Annotated in this window: 14 protein-coding genes; 10 read left to right on the plus strand and 4 right to left on the minus strand. The window is 64.4% G+C overall.

What is annotated here, in order from left to right:
• Positions 1–224: 224 nt before the first annotated feature.
• Complete coding sequence (locus B5F23_RS04300) at positions 225–1,043, plus strand: HAD family hydrolase (protein ID WP_158096116.1); 819 nt, start codon at positions 225–227, stop codon at positions 1,041–1,043.
• Between the two features lie 266 nt (positions 1,044–1,309).
• Here the strand turns inward: B5F23_RS04300 and B5F23_RS04305 are convergent, their stop codons facing one another.
• Complete coding sequence (locus B5F23_RS04305; protein ID WP_158096117.1) at positions 1,310–1,915, minus strand: helix-turn-helix transcriptional regulator; 606 nt, start codon at positions 1,913–1,915, stop codon at positions 1,310–1,312.
• Positions 1,916–2,323: 408 nt separating this feature from the next.
• Between B5F23_RS04305 and B5F23_RS04310 the strand changes: the two genes are divergently transcribed.
• The 8 genes from B5F23_RS04310 to B5F23_RS04345 all read left to right on the plus strand — a co-directional run bounded on the left by B5F23_RS04310 (position 2,324) and on the right by B5F23_RS04345 (position 11,070).
• Positions 2,324–2,944, plus strand: coding sequence for a bifunctional 4-hydroxy-2-oxoglutarate aldolase/2-dehydro-3-deoxy-phosphogluconate aldolase (locus B5F23_RS04310; protein WP_087352152.1), 621 nt, complete (start codon positions 2,324–2,326; stop codon positions 2,942–2,944).
• Positions 2,945–2,983: 39 nt separating this feature from the next.
• Positions 2,984–3,448, plus strand: coding sequence for a PTS sugar transporter subunit IIA (locus B5F23_RS04315; protein ID WP_087352154.1), 465 nt, complete (start codon positions 2,984–2,986; stop codon positions 3,446–3,448).
• An 82-nt stretch (positions 3,449–3,530) separates the two neighbouring features.
• Positions 3,531–3,818: a PTS sugar transporter subunit IIB gene (locus B5F23_RS04320; protein ID WP_087352156.1), complete on the plus strand. Its 288-nt coding sequence runs from the start codon at positions 3,531–3,533 to the stop codon at positions 3,816–3,818.
• A gap of 78 nt (positions 3,819–3,896) precedes the next feature.
• On the plus strand, positions 3,897–5,279 hold the full coding sequence (locus B5F23_RS04325) for a PTS galactitol transporter subunit IIC (RefSeq protein ID WP_087352157.1): 1,383 nt from the start codon (positions 3,897–3,899) through the stop codon (positions 5,277–5,279).
• 79 nt (positions 5,280–5,358) lie between these two features.
• Positions 5,359–7,002, plus strand: a complete 1,644-nt coding sequence (gene ilvD / locus B5F23_RS04330) for a dihydroxy-acid dehydratase (RefSeq protein WP_087352159.1) — start codon at positions 5,359–5,361, stop codon at positions 7,000–7,002.
• 305 nt (positions 7,003–7,307) lie between these two features.
• Positions 7,308–8,288, plus strand: a complete 981-nt coding sequence (locus B5F23_RS04335; protein ID WP_087352161.1) for a phosphoglycerate dehydrogenase — start codon at positions 7,308–7,310, stop codon at positions 8,286–8,288.
• Between the two features lie 328 nt (positions 8,289–8,616).
• The gene (locus B5F23_RS04340; protein ID WP_087352163.1) at positions 8,617–9,597 is read left to right on the plus strand and encodes an NAD(P)-dependent oxidoreductase; all 981 of its coding nucleotides are present in this window, start codon (positions 8,617–8,619) and stop codon (positions 9,595–9,597) included.
• 123 nt (positions 9,598–9,720) lie between these two features.
• On the plus strand, positions 9,721–11,070 hold the full coding sequence (locus B5F23_RS04345; RefSeq protein WP_087352164.1) for an alpha-amylase family glycosyl hydrolase: 1,350 nt from the start codon (positions 9,721–9,723) through the stop codon (positions 11,068–11,070).
• Between the two features lie 255 nt (positions 11,071–11,325).
• Here the strand turns inward: B5F23_RS04345 and B5F23_RS04350 are convergent, their stop codons facing one another.
• The 3 genes from B5F23_RS04350 to B5F23_RS04360 all read right to left on the minus strand — a co-directional run bounded on the left by B5F23_RS04350 (position 11,326) and on the right by B5F23_RS04360 (position 15,971).
• Positions 11,326–13,017, minus strand: coding sequence for a DUF262 domain-containing protein (locus B5F23_RS04350; protein ID WP_087352538.1), 1,692 nt, complete (start codon positions 13,015–13,017; stop codon positions 11,326–11,328).
• A 451-nt stretch (positions 13,018–13,468) separates the two neighbouring features.
• A complete protein-coding gene (gene pyk / locus B5F23_RS04355; RefSeq protein WP_087352166.1) occupies positions 13,469–14,917 on the minus strand; it encodes a pyruvate kinase in 1,449 nt (482 codons plus the stop codon).
• Positions 14,918–14,969: 52 nt separating this feature from the next.
• A complete protein-coding gene (locus B5F23_RS04360; RefSeq protein WP_087352168.1) occupies positions 14,970–15,971 on the minus strand; it encodes a 2-hydroxyacid dehydrogenase in 1,002 nt (333 codons plus the stop codon).
• Between the two features lie 298 nt (positions 15,972–16,269).
• On the opposite strand from B5F23_RS04360, the gene B5F23_RS04365 reads away from it, so the two are divergent.
• The gene (locus tag B5F23_RS04365) at positions 16,270–18,945 is read left to right on the plus strand and encodes a cation-translocating P-type ATPase (protein ID WP_087352169.1); all 2,676 of its coding nucleotides are present in this window, start codon (positions 16,270–16,272) and stop codon (positions 18,943–18,945) included.
• Positions 18,946–19,048: the final 103 nt, after the last annotated feature.

Below are 19,048 nucleotides of genomic sequence, written 5' to 3' on the forward strand. Positions count from 1 at the left end.
ACGGGGGAAGCGTTTTCCTTTTGACGGGGCGCGCGGGTCGAGGTTCTTCTCGCCCGCGCGCTCGCGCTTTTCTTCTGGCGAGAAGTACGTGCGGGCTGCGGACGGTTTTGGACTCCAGACCGACCGCGGCCCGCACGTAAGGCGGCGCGGTCCAGCTGCGAGGCACTTCTCGCCCAGTGCGCGCTATCATGGGGCGCGGACGTTTGCAAAGGGGAGGAGCGCTCATGACAAGGCTGGTCTTCGTTGACATGGACGACACGTTTCTCTCGCCGGACAAGAGCGTCTCGGCGGAGAACATGGCCATCCTCGACGAGGCGCTCAGGCGCGGCGTGCAGTTCGTCCCCTGCACGGGCCGCAACGTGACCGGCGTGCCGCGCGAGCTCTCCGAGCACCCGAGCGTACGCTACGCGGTCTGCTGCAACGGTGCGCTCGTCTGCGACGTGCGCACCCACGAGGTCCTGCGCGAGGTCGACATCGACAAGGGCCTCGTGCGCTCGCTCTACGCCGACGTGCGCGACCTGCCCATCACCTTCGACCTCTTTGCCGACGGCATCGTCTACACCGCGTCGGACCGCTGGCCGCTGCTGGACCGCCTCTGCCTGACCCCGGAGGGCCTCGCCCCCATCAAGCGGGTCCGCACCTGCTTTGACGGCACGGTCGACGAGATGATCGGCGCGGTGGGGGACATCTGCCGCATCAACGTCTTCTACCTTGACGAGAAGGACGCGCGCTCCGTGTGGGCCGCCGTCGACGCGCGCCCTGAGCTCATCCGCTCGAGCTCGCTTCCCTGCAACGTTGAGATCACCTGCGCGGAGGCCCACAAGGGCTCCGGCCTGAGGTGGCTCTGCGACCATCTTGGCGTCGACCTCTCCGACGTGGTCGCCTTCGGGGACTCGAGCAACGACCTCACGATGCTCGAGGTCGCCGGCGACGGCGTGGCCATGGCCAACGCGAGCGACGAGTGCAAGGCGGTGGCCGACCACGTCTGCGGTAGCTGCGCCGAGTCCGGCGTGGCCCGCTACCTGCGCTCGCTCTGGGCGTAGGGGGCCGCGGGCCGGCCGGCTTGCCCCCCGCTTGGTGCACAATTCCGGAATTGTGCGAAAACCGCCCCGGACGACTTGGCTTTTCTAAGCGCGAGAAGAACCTCAACTGGCGTTTTTCCTCCAAGTGCGTCGCCCCCGCCGCACAATTCCGGAATTGTGCGCGAGTGGCCTGCGGGCCAAGGCCCCCGCAACATGACGACGGGGCGGGGCTTGCTCAAGGCCCCGCCCCGCCTGCTAAAAGGAGGAATGCGTCTTTCCCGTCGCCGCTAGAGCATCACCCAGGGCAGGCGCGACTCCGGCACGATGACGCCGAGCAGCACTATGAGGGTGACGGCGATGACGGCGCCGAGGACGAACTGGAGCACCACGTTGCGGGTGTTTCTCCCGGCCCGGCGCTTGAGGACGAAGTTGGTCTGCGATCCGTCGGCTGCCTCGAGCGCGTTACGGAAGGCCTTTGCGCGCCGCGCCGTCGGGCTGCGGCGCATGAACAGCAGGACGAGAAGGCCGATAAGAACGACGGCCTCCGTGATGCGCACTGCGAGCTGCGTTGACTCGGGTGCCGTGCTCGAGACTGCGACGAGTGCCACGGCGCAGGTCGCCGTGACGACCGAGACGAGGGCCATGACGGCGGTCTCGTAGGTCTCCGTTCCGTCTATGACCCTGAGCATCAGCTCCTCGTCCTTCTCGACGAGGCGCCCTATCTTGACCTTGAGGGCAACGGCAAGGGCGAGCAGCTGCTCCTGTGAGGGAAACTCGTCCCCCGTCTCCCATGCCGCCACGGTCTCGGGGCTGACCCCCGCCTTCGCGGCAAGCTTGGCCTGCGTGAGGCCCCGTCCCTCCCGCAGCCGGGCAACCGTGCTTCCAAACTCCATGCTGACTCCCGTCGAAGAGCGTGCAGGGCTAACGACCGGGACCATTCTTGAACAATAATATGGAGAAATAATGAAGAATTTTAACCTATTCCAAAATAATATACAAATCACGACAAATAATATGCATAAACAAATGTGATGAAATAACTAGCAGATTTGTCTGCACACTTAAATCATTTTGTCTAAATTATGAACGCTAATTCATATAAATCAAATAATCTGCAGATAAGACCCATAATTTGTAAACTGCGAAAACAGAGGAATGAGAACGAACTGGGAAAATGCCGCCGACAACAAGCAAAGATAATCCCTAACAATATGTAGAAAATATGTAGCATGCTCAGCATTTTGAAAACAAAATATGCAGACATAAAATCGGGCCAACAAGACCAGGACAGAGGAGGTCCCATGAGCGAGCTCGTTCTTCCCAAAGTGACGGTCATTCTCCGCGGATACGAGACGAAGCAGGTTCTGAGTGTCGTCGAGCAGCTCGTGGGCACGAGGGTCAACTCCATCGAGGTGGCGAGCAACTCCCCCCACGCCATGGAGTCCATCTCCGCCGCGCGCCACGAGTTCGGCGACGAGGTCCACGTGGGCGCCGGCACCGTCAAGAACGCGGAGATTGCCCGCCAGGCCATCGATGCGGGCGCGGAGTTCATGCTCTCGCCGATCATGTTCACTCAGGAGATCTTCGACCTCGCTCGCGACGCCGGCGTCATCACGGTTCCCGCGGCCTTCAGCCCCACGGAGATCCAGCGGATGATCGACATGGGCGCCGACATCGTCAAGGTGTTCCCGGCCGGACAGCTCGGACCGGACTACATCAAGGCCGTCCAGGCCCCGCTCGGAAAGCTTCCGCTCATGGTCGTGGGGGGCGTCAACGTGGCGAACGTGCAGTCCTACTTCGACAAGGGCGCCACGTACGCGGGCATTGGCTCCGGCATCTTCGACCCCGCAGACATCGAGGCGTGCGACTCGGCCAAGCTTGCCGCCGCGGTCGCCCGGCTCGAGGAGAGCGTCACCTGGTAGTCGTCGCGCATCGCGACAGGATAGGAAGAAGGAGACAGCATGGCAGATCTGAGCTTTGACAGCTCGCTCGTCGTCCGCATCGACGAGAACGGCCTCACCTGCGAGGACGTGGAGCGCCGCCTGGCGGCCGTTCTCGAGGAGCAGGGCTACGTGAAGGACACCTACGCCCAGGCCATCGTCGACCGCGAGGCCAACTTCCCCACGGCGCTCGACATGAGCGGCCTCAACGTTGCCATCCCGCACTGCGACGTCACAAACGTCAACAAGGCGGCCATGTGCATGGGCGTCCTCGCCAACCCCGTCGACTGGCACAAGATGGACGAGCCGGACGAGACCTGCAAGGTCTCGGTCGTTTGCATGCTGGCCCTCACCGAGGCCCACGCTCACCTTGAGATGCTCCAGAAGGTCATCGCCTTCGTCCAGGACCAGGAGCTCGTCGCCAAGGTCATCGACGCCAAGAGCGCCGACGAGGCCTTCGCCCTTGCCGAGTCGCTGATCGCGTAGGCTCGCCCGGCGAGAAGAACATCGGGAAAGCGGCGCGCCGGAGGGCGCGCCTGAGGACGTTCTCAAGAGAGAGGAAAGAAAAATGGCAGCAAAGCGCGTTCTCGTGGCCTGTGGAAACGGTGTCGCCACCTCCACCGTCGTGGCCTCCAAGATCAAGGACTACTGCGCCGAGAAGGGCGTGAGCATCCAGGTCTCCCAGTGCAAGATGCTCGAGCTTCACGACAAGGCCAACGACTACGACCTCGTGGTGACCTCCGGCAAGTTCAAGGACGCCGACGTCAAGACCCCGATCATCATGGCGATCGCCCTGCTCACCGGCATCAACGAGCAGGCCACGCTCGACAAGATCGTCGACGCCCTGAAGGACTAGTTGACCTGCGGACTCGTCCGCTGGCAGGCGGGTCCCGTCGCCCCGCGCACCTGTTAGTGAAAGTGAGAAAGGAAAGGCATGGACGCGTTCCTCAATGGCGTCAGCACCGTCTTCCAGGCGCTCATCGACGCCGGCGCCTACGTCATGCTGCCGATCATCATCACGATCATCGGCCTCATCTTCCGTATGAGCATCGGTAAGGCGTTCAAGAGCGGCATTACCATCACCTGCGGATTCGTGGGCATCAACCTGCTCGTGAACCTGCTCAAGTCCGCGGTCTCCCCGGCCGCGAGCGCCATGGTCGAGAACTTCGGCCTCAACCTCGACGTCACCGACGTGGGCTGGGGCGCCATCTCCTCGGTCACCTGGGCCTCCCCGATCGTGGCCTTCCTGGTCTTTGAGATCCTGGGCATCAACATCCTCATGCTCGTCCTCAAGCTCACCAGGACGATGGACGTCGACATCTGGAACTACCATCACATGATGATCGCCGGCATCCTCGTTTTCTTCGTGACCAACAACATCGTCTGGGCTCTTGTCGCCACGGCATTCACCGCCGTCATGACGCTCAAGTTCGCCGACTGGACTTCACCGCTCATAGAGCACTTCTTCGGCATCCCCGACGTCACGCTCCCGACGATCTCCTATACCTCGTCGATCATCATCGCGGCGCCGCTCAACTGGGTCATCGACCGCATCCCCGGCCTCAACAAGGTCAACGTCTCGATCAAGAACGTCCAGAAGTACCTGGGCATCTTCGGTGACCCGATGATGCTCGGCCTGATCCTGGGATGTGCGATGGGCGCCCTGGCCCTCATGCCGATCGACCAGATCTTCCTCACCGGCGTCAACGTCGCCGCCGTCATGGTGCTCATGCCCAAGATGACCGCCATGTTCGTCGAGGGCCTCATGCCCATCTCCGACGGCGCCCAGAAGTTCACCACCAAGCACTTTGGCGGCCAGTCGCTCTCCATCGGCCTCGACGCTGCCGTCGTCGTGGGCAACCCCGAGGTCATCACCACGGCGCTCATCATGATCCCGATCACGATCCTGCTCGCCTTCGTCCTGCCGGGCAACCGCATGATGCCGCTCGCCGACCTCTCCGTCGTCACCTTCCGCGTGGCGCTGGTCGTCGCGCTCTGCCGCGGCAACGTGTTCCGCTCGATTCTCATCTCGATCCCGGTCATGGCCGCGATCCTGTACGCCGGCACCTTCGCTGCCCCGTACCTGACCGACCTCGCCACCTCCACGGGCCTGTCGTTCGACGGTCAGATCGCCTCCATGGCCGGCCCGTCGCTGACGCAGACCGCCATCGTCTTCTGGACCTGCATCTCCGAGAACGCGATCATCTTCGTGCCGATCGCCGTGGCCATCTTCGTGGCCGTGTGGGTCCTCGTCGAGAAGAAGATCGGCATGGACAAGATCGAGGCCTACGCCGCCGAGTACGAGGAGATGGAGTAGGCACCATCCTGCAGTCTCGCGCAGGTGCCGCCGACGGGGCGGCACCTGTCGCGCTATCGAGAAACTGAGGGGAACAACCATGGAACGTGCGATTGACAAGCTGGAGCCCTTCCAGCGCGCCATCTCCAAGGCCCACCTCGCCGCCGCCGGCGTTGCCGTTGACTCTCTCGAGAACCCCGACAAGCCGCTCATCGCGATTGCGAACAGCTGGAACGAGGTCTGCCCGGGTCACGAGCCGCTCAAGAAGCTCGCCGAAGAGGTCAAGAAGGGTGTCCTCGAGGCGGGCGGAGAGCCGATCGAGTTCAACACGATCGGCATGTGCGACGGCATCGCGCAGGGTCACGCCGGCATGCGCTACTGCCTGCCGCACCGCGAGATCATCGCGGACTCCTGCGAGGCCATGATCGTCGGCGAGGGCTGCTTCGACGGCGTGGTCTACCTTGGCAGCTGTGACAAGATCATCCCCGCGATGCTCATGGCGGCGGCGCGTATCGACCTGCCTGCCGCGCTCGTGACCTGCGGTCCCTGCTACGACGAGATCAAGCCCTCCGAGTCCAAGGCGCTTCGTGCGCGTTTTCTGGCGGGGGAGGCAACCGAGCGCGACGTCATCGAGGGCACGCTTCGCTACTACACCGGGCCCGGCGTCTGCCCCTTCCTCGGCACCGCCAACACGATGGGCTGCCTCACCGAGGGCCTCGGCATGATGCTGCCCAACGGTGCGCTCTGGCCCAGCTCCACGAGCCAGCGGCGCTTCTCGGCCCGCCAGACCGGAGCGGCCGTGGTCGACCTCGTCCGTCGCAACGTGCGTCCGTCCGACATCATGACGCAGGCCGCGCTCGACAACACGGTCAAGCTGCTCGCCTCCATCGGCGGCTCTCTGAACGCGCTCATCCACCTTCCCGCGCTTGCGCACGAGCTTGGGCTAGAGTGCACCTGGGCCCAGGTCGCCGAGATCACGTCCAAGACGCCCGTCATCTGCAACGTGGTCCCCAACGGCGACATCTCCTGCGTGAACCTGTACAAGGCGGGTGGCATCCCGGCCGTCCTCAAGACCATCGAGGGCGACCTCGACACCTCCGTCATGACGGTCACCGGCAAGACCATGGCGGAGAACCTCGAGACCTCGGTGCTGCGCTGCGACCGCTCGGTCATCCGTACCCAGGACGATCCCGCCTCCGTCGCCAACGGAATCCAGGTCCTCTACGGCAACCTCGCTCCCGAGGGCGCGCTCGTCAAGACGAGCGCCGTGCCCGCCGACCAGCACGTCTGGAGCGGCACCGCAATGGTGTTCAACTCCGAGGAGGAGGCCTTCGACGCGTACAACGCGCATGCCATCAAGCCGGGGACGGGCGTCATCATCCGCTACGAGGGCCCCAAGGGCGGCCCGGGCATGAAGGAGCTCCACCGCGTCACGGAGATCATGAAGGGCATCCCCAACTCCGCCGTCATCACCGACGGGCGGTTCTCCGGCGCCTCCGGTGGCCTCTCGGTCGGCTATCTCTGCCCCGAGGCCTTTGACGGCGCACCCATAGCGCTCGTCGAGGATGGCGACAAGATCAACATCGACCTCACGAAGAACCTCATCGAGGTCGAGGTTTCCGACGAGGAGTTCGCCCGCCGCAAGCAGGGCTGGCAGCCCGTCGTTCACGAGAACGGAGGCCACCTGCTCGCCCGCTACGCGAGGCAGGTGAGCTCCGCAAAGACGGGCGCCGTCATCGGATAGCGCCCGCGCCGCGAGGTTCTTCTCGCGAGAAAAAAGGAGGGGAGGGGGTGCCGCCCGCGTCTCGGACAATGGCTCCGGGCGCGGGCGGCACGCCGTTCCGGCGCCGGCTGCCGGACCGTCCGGTTGCGTGGCTTTGTGGTGAGTTGCGCATTTTTGCTCATGCCATCCCCGCATTTGGGATAATGTCAGGAACGCTCGGCCCGGCCGTCGGGTCGGCGCCAACAATCACGTGACAGCGATTCGCGCGTCATCGGGCGTCGCGCGAGCATGTCGTTTCCCGGCTGAAAACCGAAGGGAGGCCCGGCGTGTCTGATGCGTTTGTCGTCGCGTCGTGCGCAGCAACCTTTGGAATCTTCAACGAGGAGCCGGTGAGGCGCCTGGAGGCGGCGGGCTGCGAGGTGAGGCTCAACCCGTACGGCCGGCCGCTCACGTCCTCCGAGATCGTCGAGCACGCCTACGGGGCGGACGCACTCATTCTGGGCAACGACCACCTTGACGCCGCGACCATCGAGCGCCTGCCCGACCTCAGGCTCATCGCGCGTCACGGCGCCGGCGTCGACGCCATTGACTTTGCCAAGGTGGGGGAGCGTGGCATTACGGTCACCAACACCCCCGGGGCCAACAGCGAGGAGACCGCAGACCTCACCTTTGCGCTCATCCTCGACCTCGCGCGCATGGTCACCCAGTCGGTGACGCAGCTCAAGGGGGGCGTCTGGAACAAGATTCCGGGGCGCAGCCTCCACGGCAAGACGATCGGCATCATCGGCGTGGGCGCGATAGGCATGGCCGTCGCGCGGCGCGCAATGGGCTTTGGCATGGACATCCTCGGCAACGACATCGTCCAGCGCGACGAGGCGGCCCGCTATGGCCTGCTCTACACAAGCCTCTCCGACCTGCTTGCGTCTTCGGACGTGGTGACCATCCACGCGCCGCTCACCTCGGCGACCAAGAACCTTCTCGGGGCGAAGGAGTTCCGCCACATGAAGGAGGGCGCGCTGCTCGTGAACACTGCCCGCGCCGGTATCGTGAGGGAGTCTGCCCTCGAGAAGGCGCTGCTTGGCGGGCGACTCGGTGGGTATGCCGTTGACGTCTACGAGCCGGAGCCGCCCGTCCTCAGCAAGGTGTACGAGCTTCCCAACGTGCTCACGACGCCGCACATCGGCTCGGCGACCTTCGAGGCCAACCTCCGGATGGGCATGGCCGTTGCAGACAACATCATCGCCTTCATGGACGGCCGGGTGCCGCCCAACCGCGTGACGGCCGTGGATCGGGTCCGCTTCTCGTAGGGGGGCGCGGGCCGGCCGGCTTGCCCCCCGCTTGGCGCACAATTCCGGAATTGTGCGAAAACCGCCCCGGACGACTCGGCTTTTCTAAGCGCGAGAAGAACCTCAACTGGCGTTTTTCCTCCAAGTGCGTCGCCCCCGCCGCACAATTCCGGAATTGTGCGCCAGCGGATAGGCGGCATGGGACAAAAGCCCCGATGGAGGTTTTTCTCGCCGGCGAAAGCACTTTCCGCGCCAAGGCCCGACAGGTGGGCGTCGGCCCGGCCGGCTTGTGTCGCCTCGCGTCCGGGGCGATACTACTGGTGCACGGAAGCGGCTGGGAGGAGCCCCCATGAGGATCATCGCCTTTGACGTCCGCCCCGACGAGAGGGACGAGTTCGAGCGCCAGGCGGCGCGTGCCGACGTTGACGAGCTCGTCTGCCGCGAGGAGCCGCTCACCGCGTCCAACGCCGACGACGTGCGCGGGTTTGACGCCGCGCTCATCCTGGGGATGGTCAGCTACGACGAGGTTCTTCTCGCCGAGCTTGCCGCCCGCGGGCTGCGCGTGCTTGTCACCCGAACGATCGGCACGGACCACATCGACCTCGCGGCCGCCGAGCGCCTGGGCATCAGCGTCTCCAACACGAGCTACGCGCCGGACAGCGTGGCCGACTTCACCCTCATGCTCATGCTCGTGGCGCTGCGCAAGTACAAGCCGATGGTCTACCGCCAGAACGTGAACGACTTCTCCCTCCCGGGTCTCATGGGCCGCACGCTCGGCTCCCTCACGGTGGGCATCGTGGGCACGGGGCGTATTGGGTGCGCGGTGGCCCGGCGGCTTGGGGGCTTTGGCTCCACGGTGATCGGCTTTGACCCGCACCAGAGCGAGGCGTTTCTTCCCCTGGGGACGTACGTGACGCTCGAGGAGCTCTACCGGGGCTCCGACGTCATCACCTTCCACGTGCCGGCGACGCCCGAGAACGACCGCATGGTCCGCGACGAGACCCTCGCGACGATGCGCGACGGCGTGGTGCTCGTCAACACGGCGCGCGCGAGCCTTATGGACGTGGACACGCTCGTGCGCGGCGTGGAGACGGGAAAGATCGGCGCGCTCGCGATGGATGTCTTTGCGGGCGAGGACGAGATCTACCACGCCTCGCGCGTGAACGACATCATCGCCAACCGCGACATGGCCTACCTGCGCCAGTTTCCCAACACGGTGCTCACGCAGCACGTTGCGTTCTACACGCGCGAGGCCGTGAACGAGATGGTGGCGCATGCGGTGGATGCCGCGCTGCGGTGTGCGGGGCGCGACGGGGAGGCCCGGGAGTAGTCGGCAGCCAGCTGAGCCGCGGCCCGCGCGCTCGCGCCCCGACCGCTTACGGCCCAGAAAATAGGCGAGCGGCGCGCGGCTAGAATGATGGGGTCCGCGGACCTTCCCCGAGAGGAGCCCCTCATGAGCTGGTATGAGCCGTCCTTTGTCTATCAGGTGTACCCGCTGGGACTGACCGGAGCCCCGCACGAGAACGACGGCGTGCTCGAGCACCGTATCCTGCAGCTCGTTGACAACGGCTGGATCGAGCACATGGCCAAGCTCGGTGCAACGTGCCTGCTGCTCAACCCGGTCTTTGAGTCGGACGCCCACGGCTACGACACGCGCGACTACACGAAGGTGGACTGCCGCCTCGGCACCAACGAGGACCTGCGCACGGTGGTGGACGCCGCGCACGCCGCGGGCATGAAGGTTCTTCTCGACGGCGTGTTCAACCACGTGGGCCGCGGATTCTGGGCGTTTCAGGACGTGCTCCAGCGGCGCGGCGAGAGCCCGTATGCCGGCTGGTTCGAGATCGACTGGAACGGGAACAACCAGTGGGGCGACGGCCTGTCATACACCTGCTGGGAGGGCGTGCCCTACCTCGTGAAGCTCAACCACTGGAGCGCTGAGCTCAACGACTACCTGGCCGACGTCATCCGCGGTTGGGTGCGCGAGTTCGACGTCGACGGCCTGCGCCTGGACGTTGCCTACTGCCTCGACCAGGGGTTCCTCCGCTTCCTGCGAAACCTCGCCAACAGCATCGGCCAGGAGCGCGGCGAGAAGTTCGTGCTGCTGGGCGAGACCATGTTCGGCGACTACAACCAGTGGATGGCCGAGGACATGTGCGACTCGGTGACCAACTACGAGGCGTACAAGGGCCTGTGGTCCTCGATGAACTCCGCCAACATGCACGAGATCGCCTACGCGCTCGAGCGCCAGAGCGGAAGCCAGCCCTGGGACCTCTACACCGGCCGGCACCTGCTCGACTTCGTTGACAACCACGACGTTCCGCGCATCGCCACCAAGCTCGACGACACGCGCCAGCTGCGCCCGCTCTACGGCCTGCTGTTTGCCATGTGCGGCGTCCCGAGCGTCTACTATGGCTCGGAGTGGGGCATCGAGGGCGAGCAGCTCCCCGGCGACCACGAGCTGCGCCCCGCGCTCGACGCGCCCGAGTGGAACGAGCTCACCGACTGGATCGCCGCGCTCGCCGAGGCGCGCGCCAAGAGCCCGGCCATCGTCTGGGGAGACTACGCGCAGCTCCAGTGCCAGCCGCAGCAGCTCGTGTTCCAGCGCCGCTACGCGGGCGGCGAGCACGGTGAGGCGCAGCGCGTCATCGTGGCGATAAACGCGGGCGCGGAGCCGGCCGTCGTGCACTTCGACGCCCAGTGCGGCCGCGCGGTGGACCTCATCACGGGCGAGGACCACGACTTCGGAGGCGGCTCCGAGCTCGCGCCCTTCTCGACGCGCTACTGGCTCTGCGAGCGGTGACCCTGCATGGCGAAACGACGCGGCTAATGGGGTGGAGATGGGTTGTCAGTGGTTTTTTCTGGACCCCTCGAGTAGGCGGAAGAGCGCGCAAGCCTCTGACCTGCGGTTGTTCAGAAGTTAGAGCTGGTTGCTACTTGGAGGGTCCCGAAAAAACCACTGATAACCCAAATTGAAGGGCCGGAACTGCCGCGCTTTCGGGTCGGAAACTGCGCGTTTGGCTCGGGCCACGGCGGCGCTGGGGTTGTCGGATGATCGCTATCCGAGGAGCTCGCGAAGCCTTTGAGTCAAAAGGGCTTTCCTGCGCTCGTAGAATTCGCCGAAGTCCCTGATCTCAAGGGAGGCTCCGTCGGGGATGAGTGCCTCCTCGCGGAACCTCCTCTGTTGCTCGCCGTTCATTTCGTCGTAGTAATTGATGAGGGACATGTCGCTCTTGCTGCCGTTGCTTCGGCCTTCGAGGAGCTGGAGGTTGGGGAGTCGGTCTCGATTTCTCCTCCACGCAATCCAGTCTTCTCTCGAGACGCCTGACGGGGCAGTGCGGTCGAAGCGATCGCGCGGGTGAAGGTGGTCCTGTTCGTAGTGGTAGTTCTTGTTCATCCAGCCAGCGCCAAGAAACGAGAGCGCCTCCCCGGCAACACGGCTGCCCTTTTCCGAGTTGATGATGTCGTCGATTTTGCCGTCTGTTACCCTGAGGTCCCCAATTTGGTCGAGCATGTCAGCGGTAATCTCGAAGTTATAGTTGTTGATGCTGCTCTTCATCTGTTGCAATTTTGACGTTGTTCCCGATTGGAAGTAGGTGAAGAGCACCGCTCGAACAAGGTATGCCCTGACACCTTCACGGTTGGTCTCGTAGTTGGGGTTGTAGTGCATGAGGTAGATGATGGGGAGCAGAACGTTCCAGCCCTTTGAGAACCTTTCTACCTCGATGTTCATGCTGCGTAGGAACTCGGCGAGCTCGTCGAGGGTTCGTCCGAAGGAGGCCCAGTCGTTTTTGAGCTCGTTGGCGACACGCTTGTCGATGGTCGATTTCACGACGTCGCCGTATAGCATGAGGGCGGTACGGATGATGAAGTCTGTTCCAAAGTCCGCAAATGGTCCCGTAAGGACGCTTCCGAACTCCGCCTTTGCGCGTGGCCAGTAAGCCTCGAGGATGGACATGGTGATCTCGTGCTTCTTGAGGGGCTTTCCGCCGCTGTTGAACCGCACGAACATCTCGAGGGCGTCGTCCTGCTTCATGTCCCTGATCTCGGTGAAGCGGACGAGCTTTTCCTCGTAGATTTTGCTGCAGAGCTTGCTAAGCGTTGAGCGGGCATACTCTTTGCTGCTGGGAGGAACGTTGGCAATCGCGGCTTCGATTGCGTCAGGCCGAGTCCCGACATCTCGATACGCTTCGTCGAGGACCTTTCTTATCTCAAATTGAGTTGGGCTCAGTTTTCCAACCTTGTCCGTAAAGCGGACATCGAATCGCTTGCTGTTGTACTCGTCCTCATCGACCATAAGCCTATGCTCGTTGAGCTCGATCACGAGCTTCGTGATCGTTCCACCGGAGCCGCTCTTCCGTGCGTGCTTCTGCCTTAGGTACGTCTTTCCGAGGAGCGAGAGAAGCAGGGATGTAAGGCGCTGCTGTCCATCAAGGACGGCCGTGTCGGTTACCGAGATGTCTACGGTGCCGAGCTCATAGTTGGGCATGTCTGACTGCTTCCTGCTGTTGAAGGTGGCCTCGTGCAGGAATTCGCAGAAATACGTGTCGGGATTTACGTTGGCGCTGTCTAGGTGCCAGAAAAGAAAGGTTGAGATGGGGTAGTCAAGAAGGATTGAGTCCCAGAGCTTCTCGATTTGCTCCATGCTCCAGACGAACTGTCGCTGGAAGGCGGGCATCACATAGCGGCCCTCCCGTATCTTCAAAAGCGCGTCATAGATCGTGATGCTGCCATCTACAAGAACGCTCATCACGTGCCTCCAGTTCCCGTCCCGCCCCGTCATACGACCGGCTGGCAGGACTGCCCCATCGCCTGTCCTTCTCAATTTGAAGGTCCGTTCTAGTCATTGTATTCAACGAGATAGCCGTTGAGCTCGCGCCCTTCTCGACGCGCTACTGGCTCTGCGAGCGGTGATTTTGCATGGCGAAACGACGCTGCTAATGGGGTGAAGACGGGTTGTCAGTGGTTTTTTCTGGACTCTCGAGTAGGCGGAAGGGCGCGCAAGCCTCTGACCTGCGGTTGTTCAGAAGTTAGAGCTGGTTGCTACTTGGAGGGACCCGAAAAAACCACTGACAACCCAAATTGAAGGGCCGGAACTGCCGCGCTTTCGGGAAACGTGCGATGCCGTGCCCCTCACACGGCAAGAGGCCCCGAGAAGCCGAGCTTCCCGGGGCCTCAGACTTGCAGGTGGAACGTCTGCCTTACTGGACCTGCGCCACCATCGCCATGTTGGTGGAGGTGGTGTAGTCGCCAAGGCGCGGCGAGGTCTGCGGGTCGCCGGCGGTGATGACCACGATGTCGCCAGACTCGACGAGGTCGTTGTCACGCGCGACGGTCAGCGCGTTGTAGAGCGTGCTCGAGAGCGAGCCCTGCTCGGTGGTGCGGTACGCGTAGACGCCCCAGTAGAAGCAGGTGCGACGGATGGTCTCCAAGCTCGGGGACATCGCGAAGAGCGGCATCTTCGGGCGGAAGGTGGAGATCAGGCGCGCGGAGCGGCCGGAGTGGGTGGGGGCCAGGATGCACTTGGCGTTCACGCGGTCGGCCATCTCGAGCGCGGCGAAGCCGGTGGCGCCGTTGACGTTGCGCACGCCGCCGCGGTCGTGGTACTCCTTGCGCTCGGGCAGGTACTTCTCGGTCTCCTTGCAGATCTCGGACATGGTGCGCACGGCGTCGATCGGGTACTTGCCGGCAGCGGTCTCGCCGGAGAGCATGACGCAGTCGGTGCCGTCGTAGATGGCGTTGGCGACGTCGGTGATCTCGGCGCGCGTGGGACGCGGGTTGCGCTGCATGGAGTCGAGCATCTGCGTGGCGGTGATGACCGGCTTGTAGTGCGCGTTGCACTTCTTGATGATGGTCTTCTGGATGTGGGGCACCTCGGCGGCGGGCACCTCGACGCCCAGGTCGCCGCGGGCGACCATGATGCCGTCGGCCTCGTGCAGGATCTCGTCGAAGTTCTTGACGCCCAGGGCGCTCTCGATCTTGGGGAAGATCAGCACGTTGGGCGCGCCCATCTCGACGCAGATCTTGCGGATCTCGTTGACGGCCGCGCCGTCGCGGATGAAGGACGCGGCGATGGCGTCGATGCCGAGCTCGCAGCCAAACATGATGTCGGCGCGGTCCTGCGCGGTGACGGACGGCAGGTTGATGTTGAGGTTGGGGAAGTTGACGCCCTTGTGCTCGCCCAGCTCGCCGCCGTTGGTGATGGTGCAGGTGATGTCGGTGCCCTCGACGCTCACGACCTCAAGGCCGATGAGGCCGTCGTCGATCAGGATGACGGTGCCCTCCTCGACCTCCTGCGGGAGGTTCTTGTAGTCGAGCGAGAAGCGCTCGGCGGTGCCGATGACGTCGTCGTCGGTGGTGATCACGCAGGTCTTGCCCGTCTCGAGCGTGACCTTCTTGCCGTCCTGGAGAAGGCCGGTGCGCACCTCGGGGCCCTTGGTGTCGAGCAGGATTGCCACCGGGATGGACAGCTCCGCAGAGAGGGCGCGCACGCGCTCGATGTTCTTGCGGTGGTACTCGTGGCTGCCGTGGGAGAAGTTGAAGCGCGCGACGTTCATGCCGTGCAGGATGAGCTGGCGCAGCACCTCCTCGTCTTCGGTGGCCGGACCCATGGTGCAAACGATCTTGGTCTTCTTCTTGGAAAATGCCATCTGAACCCTTTCTTTCAATGGCGGTGTGTCAGCGACGTCGGCGGGCGGGTGCCTAGCAGACGACGCTGCGGTCGACGAAGTCGGTGCCGTTGGCGAAGGCCTGGGCGTTGTCGAGCGTGACGCGGGCGATCTCGCCGAGCGCCTCGTGCGTGAAGAACGCCTGGTGGCTCGTCATGACGACGTTGGGGAAGGAGCAGAGACGGGCGGTCACGGAGTCGATGACCTGGCCGGCGCGGTTCTGGTAGACGTTCGGGCCCTCCTCGTCGTAGACGTCGAGGCCGGCCGCGCCGATCTTGCCGGAGAGGATGCCGCGGATGAGCGCCTGGGTGTCGACGAGGCCGCCGCGCCCGGTGTTCACGAAGATCACGCCGTCCTTCATCTTGTCGATGGACTCGTCGTTGATCATGTGGCGGCTCTCCTCGTTGAGGAAGGCGTGCAGCGAGATGAGGTCGGAGCGGCGGTAGAGCTCGTCGTAGTCGACGTACTCGTCAACCACGCCGTCGTCCACGAGCTTCTGGTTGGGGTAGAGGTCGGAGCCCAGGACCGTCATGCCGAAGCCCTTGCAGATGCGGCAGAGGGCGGCGCCGATGCGGCCGGTGCCGATGATGCCGGCGGTCTTGCCGTAGAGCGTCTCGCCGACCAGGCCGTCGAGGGAGAAGTCGTTCTCACGGACGCGGATGTAGCCCTTGACGATGCGGCGGTTGGCTGCGAGCGCGAGGCCCATGGCGTGCTCGGCGATGGCCTCGGGGGAGTAGGCCGGGACGCGCGTGACCTTCATGCCGAGGTCCTTGGCGACGGCGACGTTGACGGCGTCGAAGCCGGCGCAGCGCATGAGGACGAGCTTCACGCCAAAGCCCGCGAGGATCTCGAGGGTCATGGCGCCGGCGTCGGCGTTGACGAACGCGCACACGGCGTCGTAGCCACGGGCGAGGGCGGCGGTCATGGGGGTGAGGTTGGTCTCGGTGAAGTCGATCTTGAGGTCGGGATAGTTGACGAGCTCCTTGCTGAAGGAGTTCTTGTCATAGCTGGCGGTACCGAAGAACAGGATCTTCATTGACGCGTCCTTTCCCGTGCGCGCACCCACGTGCGCTCGAACAACCATACGACTCACCAGTTTAGCGCACGCAAGGGCCATGTAAGCTCTCCGTCCACCGAAAAAAGCTTGCGCTGCGCCCCCGACTTGCGATAAATGCGCGCGAGACGTGTTTCTGCCGGCCGAATTTGGGTATCATAGTGCCTTGTTCTGTCAGCTGCCCGGCATGGCAGCCATGACGAGCCCTTGCCCCTCCTGGGGAATTACGATCGGGCGTCAAGTCTGTCGGGCGAACGTCCTACCCAGGAGGAGAAAAACGTTGAAAGAGTACCTGGCGTCCGCGGATGACGTGCTGGGTGAGCTTTCCTCGAACGAGGAGAGCGGCCTGACCTCTGCCGAGGCGGCGAGCCGCCTCGCACAGTACGGGCCCAACAAGCTCGACGAGGAGGAGAAGACCCCGCTGTGGAAGCGCTTCTTCGAGCAGATGGGCGACCCGATGGTCATCATGCTGCTCGTGGCCGCCGCCATCTCGGTCGTGGCCGGCTTCCTGCAGGGTGAGCCCGAGTGGGCCGACGCCGCGATCATCCTGTTCGTCGTGGTGCTCAACTCCGTGCTCGGCGTGGTCCAGGAGGCCAAGAGCGAGCAGGCCCTCGAGGCCCTGCAGGAGATGAGCGCCGCCCAGTCCAAGGTCGTCCGCGACGGCAAGATGAGCCACCTCCCGAGCTCCGAGCTCGTCCCCGGCGACATCGTCCTTCTCGAGGCCGGCGACTCCGTGCCCGCGGACTGCCGCATCCTCGAGAGCGCGTCGATGAAGATCGAGGAGGCCGCCCTCACCGGCGAGTCCGTGCCGGTGGAGAAGCACGTCGAGGCCATCACGCTCGCCGAGGGCACCGACGACGTGCCCCTGGGCGACCGCAAGAACATGTGCTACATGGGCTCAACCGTGGTCTACGGCCGCGGCCGCGCCGTCGTGGCCGGCACCGGCATGAAGACCGAGATGGGCAAGATCGCCGACGCCCTCACCACCGCCAAGAAGGAGCTCACTCCGCTGCAGATCAAGCTCAACGAGCTCTCCGGCATCCTCACCAAGCTGGTGCTCGCGATCTGCGTGATCATCTTTGCCGTGGACCTCATCCGCCACGGCTCCGAGCTCGGCTCCAACCCCGGCATGATCCTCGACACGTTCATGGTGGCCGTGTCGCTGGCCGTCGCCGCCATCCCCGAGGGCCTCGTCGCCGTGGTCACGATCGTGCTCTCCATGGGCGTCACCAAGATGTCCAAGCGCCAGGCCATCATCCGCAAGATGACCGCGGTCGAGACCCTGGGCTGCACGCAGATCATCTGCTCGGACAAGACCGGCACCCTCACCCAGAACAAGATGACCGTCGTCAAGCACGAGCTCGCCGCCCCGCAGGAGAAGTTCCTCGCCGGCATGGCGCTGTGCTCCGACGCCAAGTGGGACGAGGAGGCCGGAGAGGCCGTGGGCGAGCCCACCGAGTGCGCGCTCGTCAACGACGCCGCCAAGGCCGGCATGAAGGGCCTGGACGTGGAGCACCCGCGCCGCGGAGAGGCCCCGTTCGACTCCGGCCGCAAGATGATGTCGGTGGTGGTCGAGGAGGCCGACGGCACCTTCGAGCAGTACACCAAGGGTGCCCCCGACGTGGTCATCGGCCTGTGCACCAAGATCTATGACGGCGAGAAGGTCGTGCCGTTCACCGATCAGCGCAAGCGCGAGGTCCTGGCCGCCAACAAGGCCATGGCCGACGAGGCCCTGCGCGTGCTCGCGCTGGCCAGCCGCACCTACGACGCCCTGCCCGACGACTGCTCGCCCGAGGCGCTCGAGCACGACCTCACGTTCTGCGGCCTGTCCGGCATGATTGACCCGGTCCGCCCGGAGGTCACCGCCGCCATCGCCGAGGCCCGCGAGGCCGGCATCCGCCCGGTCATGATCACCGGCGACCACATCGACACCGCCGTCGCCATCGCCAAGGAGCTCGGCATCGTCGAGGACGCCTCCCAGGCCATCACCGGCGCCCAGCTCGACAAGATCTCCGACGAGGAGTTCAAGGAGCGCGTCACCCAGATCAGCGTCTACGCGCGCGTCCAGCCCGAGCACAAGGCCCGCATCGTCGACGCCTGGAAGAGCCGCGGCAACATCGTGGCCATGACCGGTGACGGCGTGAACGACGCCCCCTCGATCAAGCGCGCCGACATCGGCGTGGGCATGGGCATCACCGGCACCGACGTCACCAAGAACGTGGCGGACATGGTGCTCGCGGACGACAACTTCGCCACCATCATCAACGCGGTGGAGGAGGGCCGCAGGATCTACGACAACATCCGCAAGGTCATCCAGTTCCTGCTCTCCGCCAACATCGCCGAGGTGCTCTCGGTCTTCGTGGCCACGCTCATCGGCTTCACGATCTTCCAGCCGGTCCAGCTGCTCTGGATCAACCTCATCACCGACTCCCTGCCCGCGCTCGCGCTCGGCATGGAGGAGGCCGAGGGCGACATCATGAAGCGCAAGCCGCGCAAGGCCTCCGACGGCGTCTTCGCAGGCGGTATGGGCGTCGACATCGCCTTCCAGGGCGTCATCATCACCCTGCTCGTCCTGGCGAGCTTCTTCGCCGGCATGTACTTCCACAACGGCGCGATCGACTTCGCCGACCTGATCGACGGCATCCCCGACCCCGAGGGCGTCACGATGTCCTTCATCACGCTCTCGATGGTGGAGATCTTCCACTCCTTCAACATGCGCAGCCGCCGCGCCTCGATCTTCTCGATGAAGCGCCAGAACAAGTGGCTGTGGGGCGCCGCGCTCCTGGCGCTCGCGCTCACGGTGGTGCCCGTCGAGGTCGACTTCATGGCCGAGGTCTTCGGCTTCATGACGCTCGACCCCATGGCCGTGCTCACCGCCATCGGCCTGGCCTTCCTGATCATCCCGATCATGGAGGTCTACAAGGCCATCATGCGCGCGGTCGAGAAGGACGCGTAGCCTCGCTTGCCAGACCGCATCAGTGTCTCCTCTGGGGCCGCCTTCGGGCGGCCCCCTCTTTTTGCGCGCGGCTCGTGCGGACCCTCGGGGCGGGACGCGGGCC

This window comes from Olsenella sp. An188, assembly GCF_002160255.1.
Classification (GTDB): domain Bacteria; phylum Actinomycetota; class Coriobacteriia; order Coriobacteriales; family Atopobiaceae; genus Thermophilibacter; species Thermophilibacter avistercoris.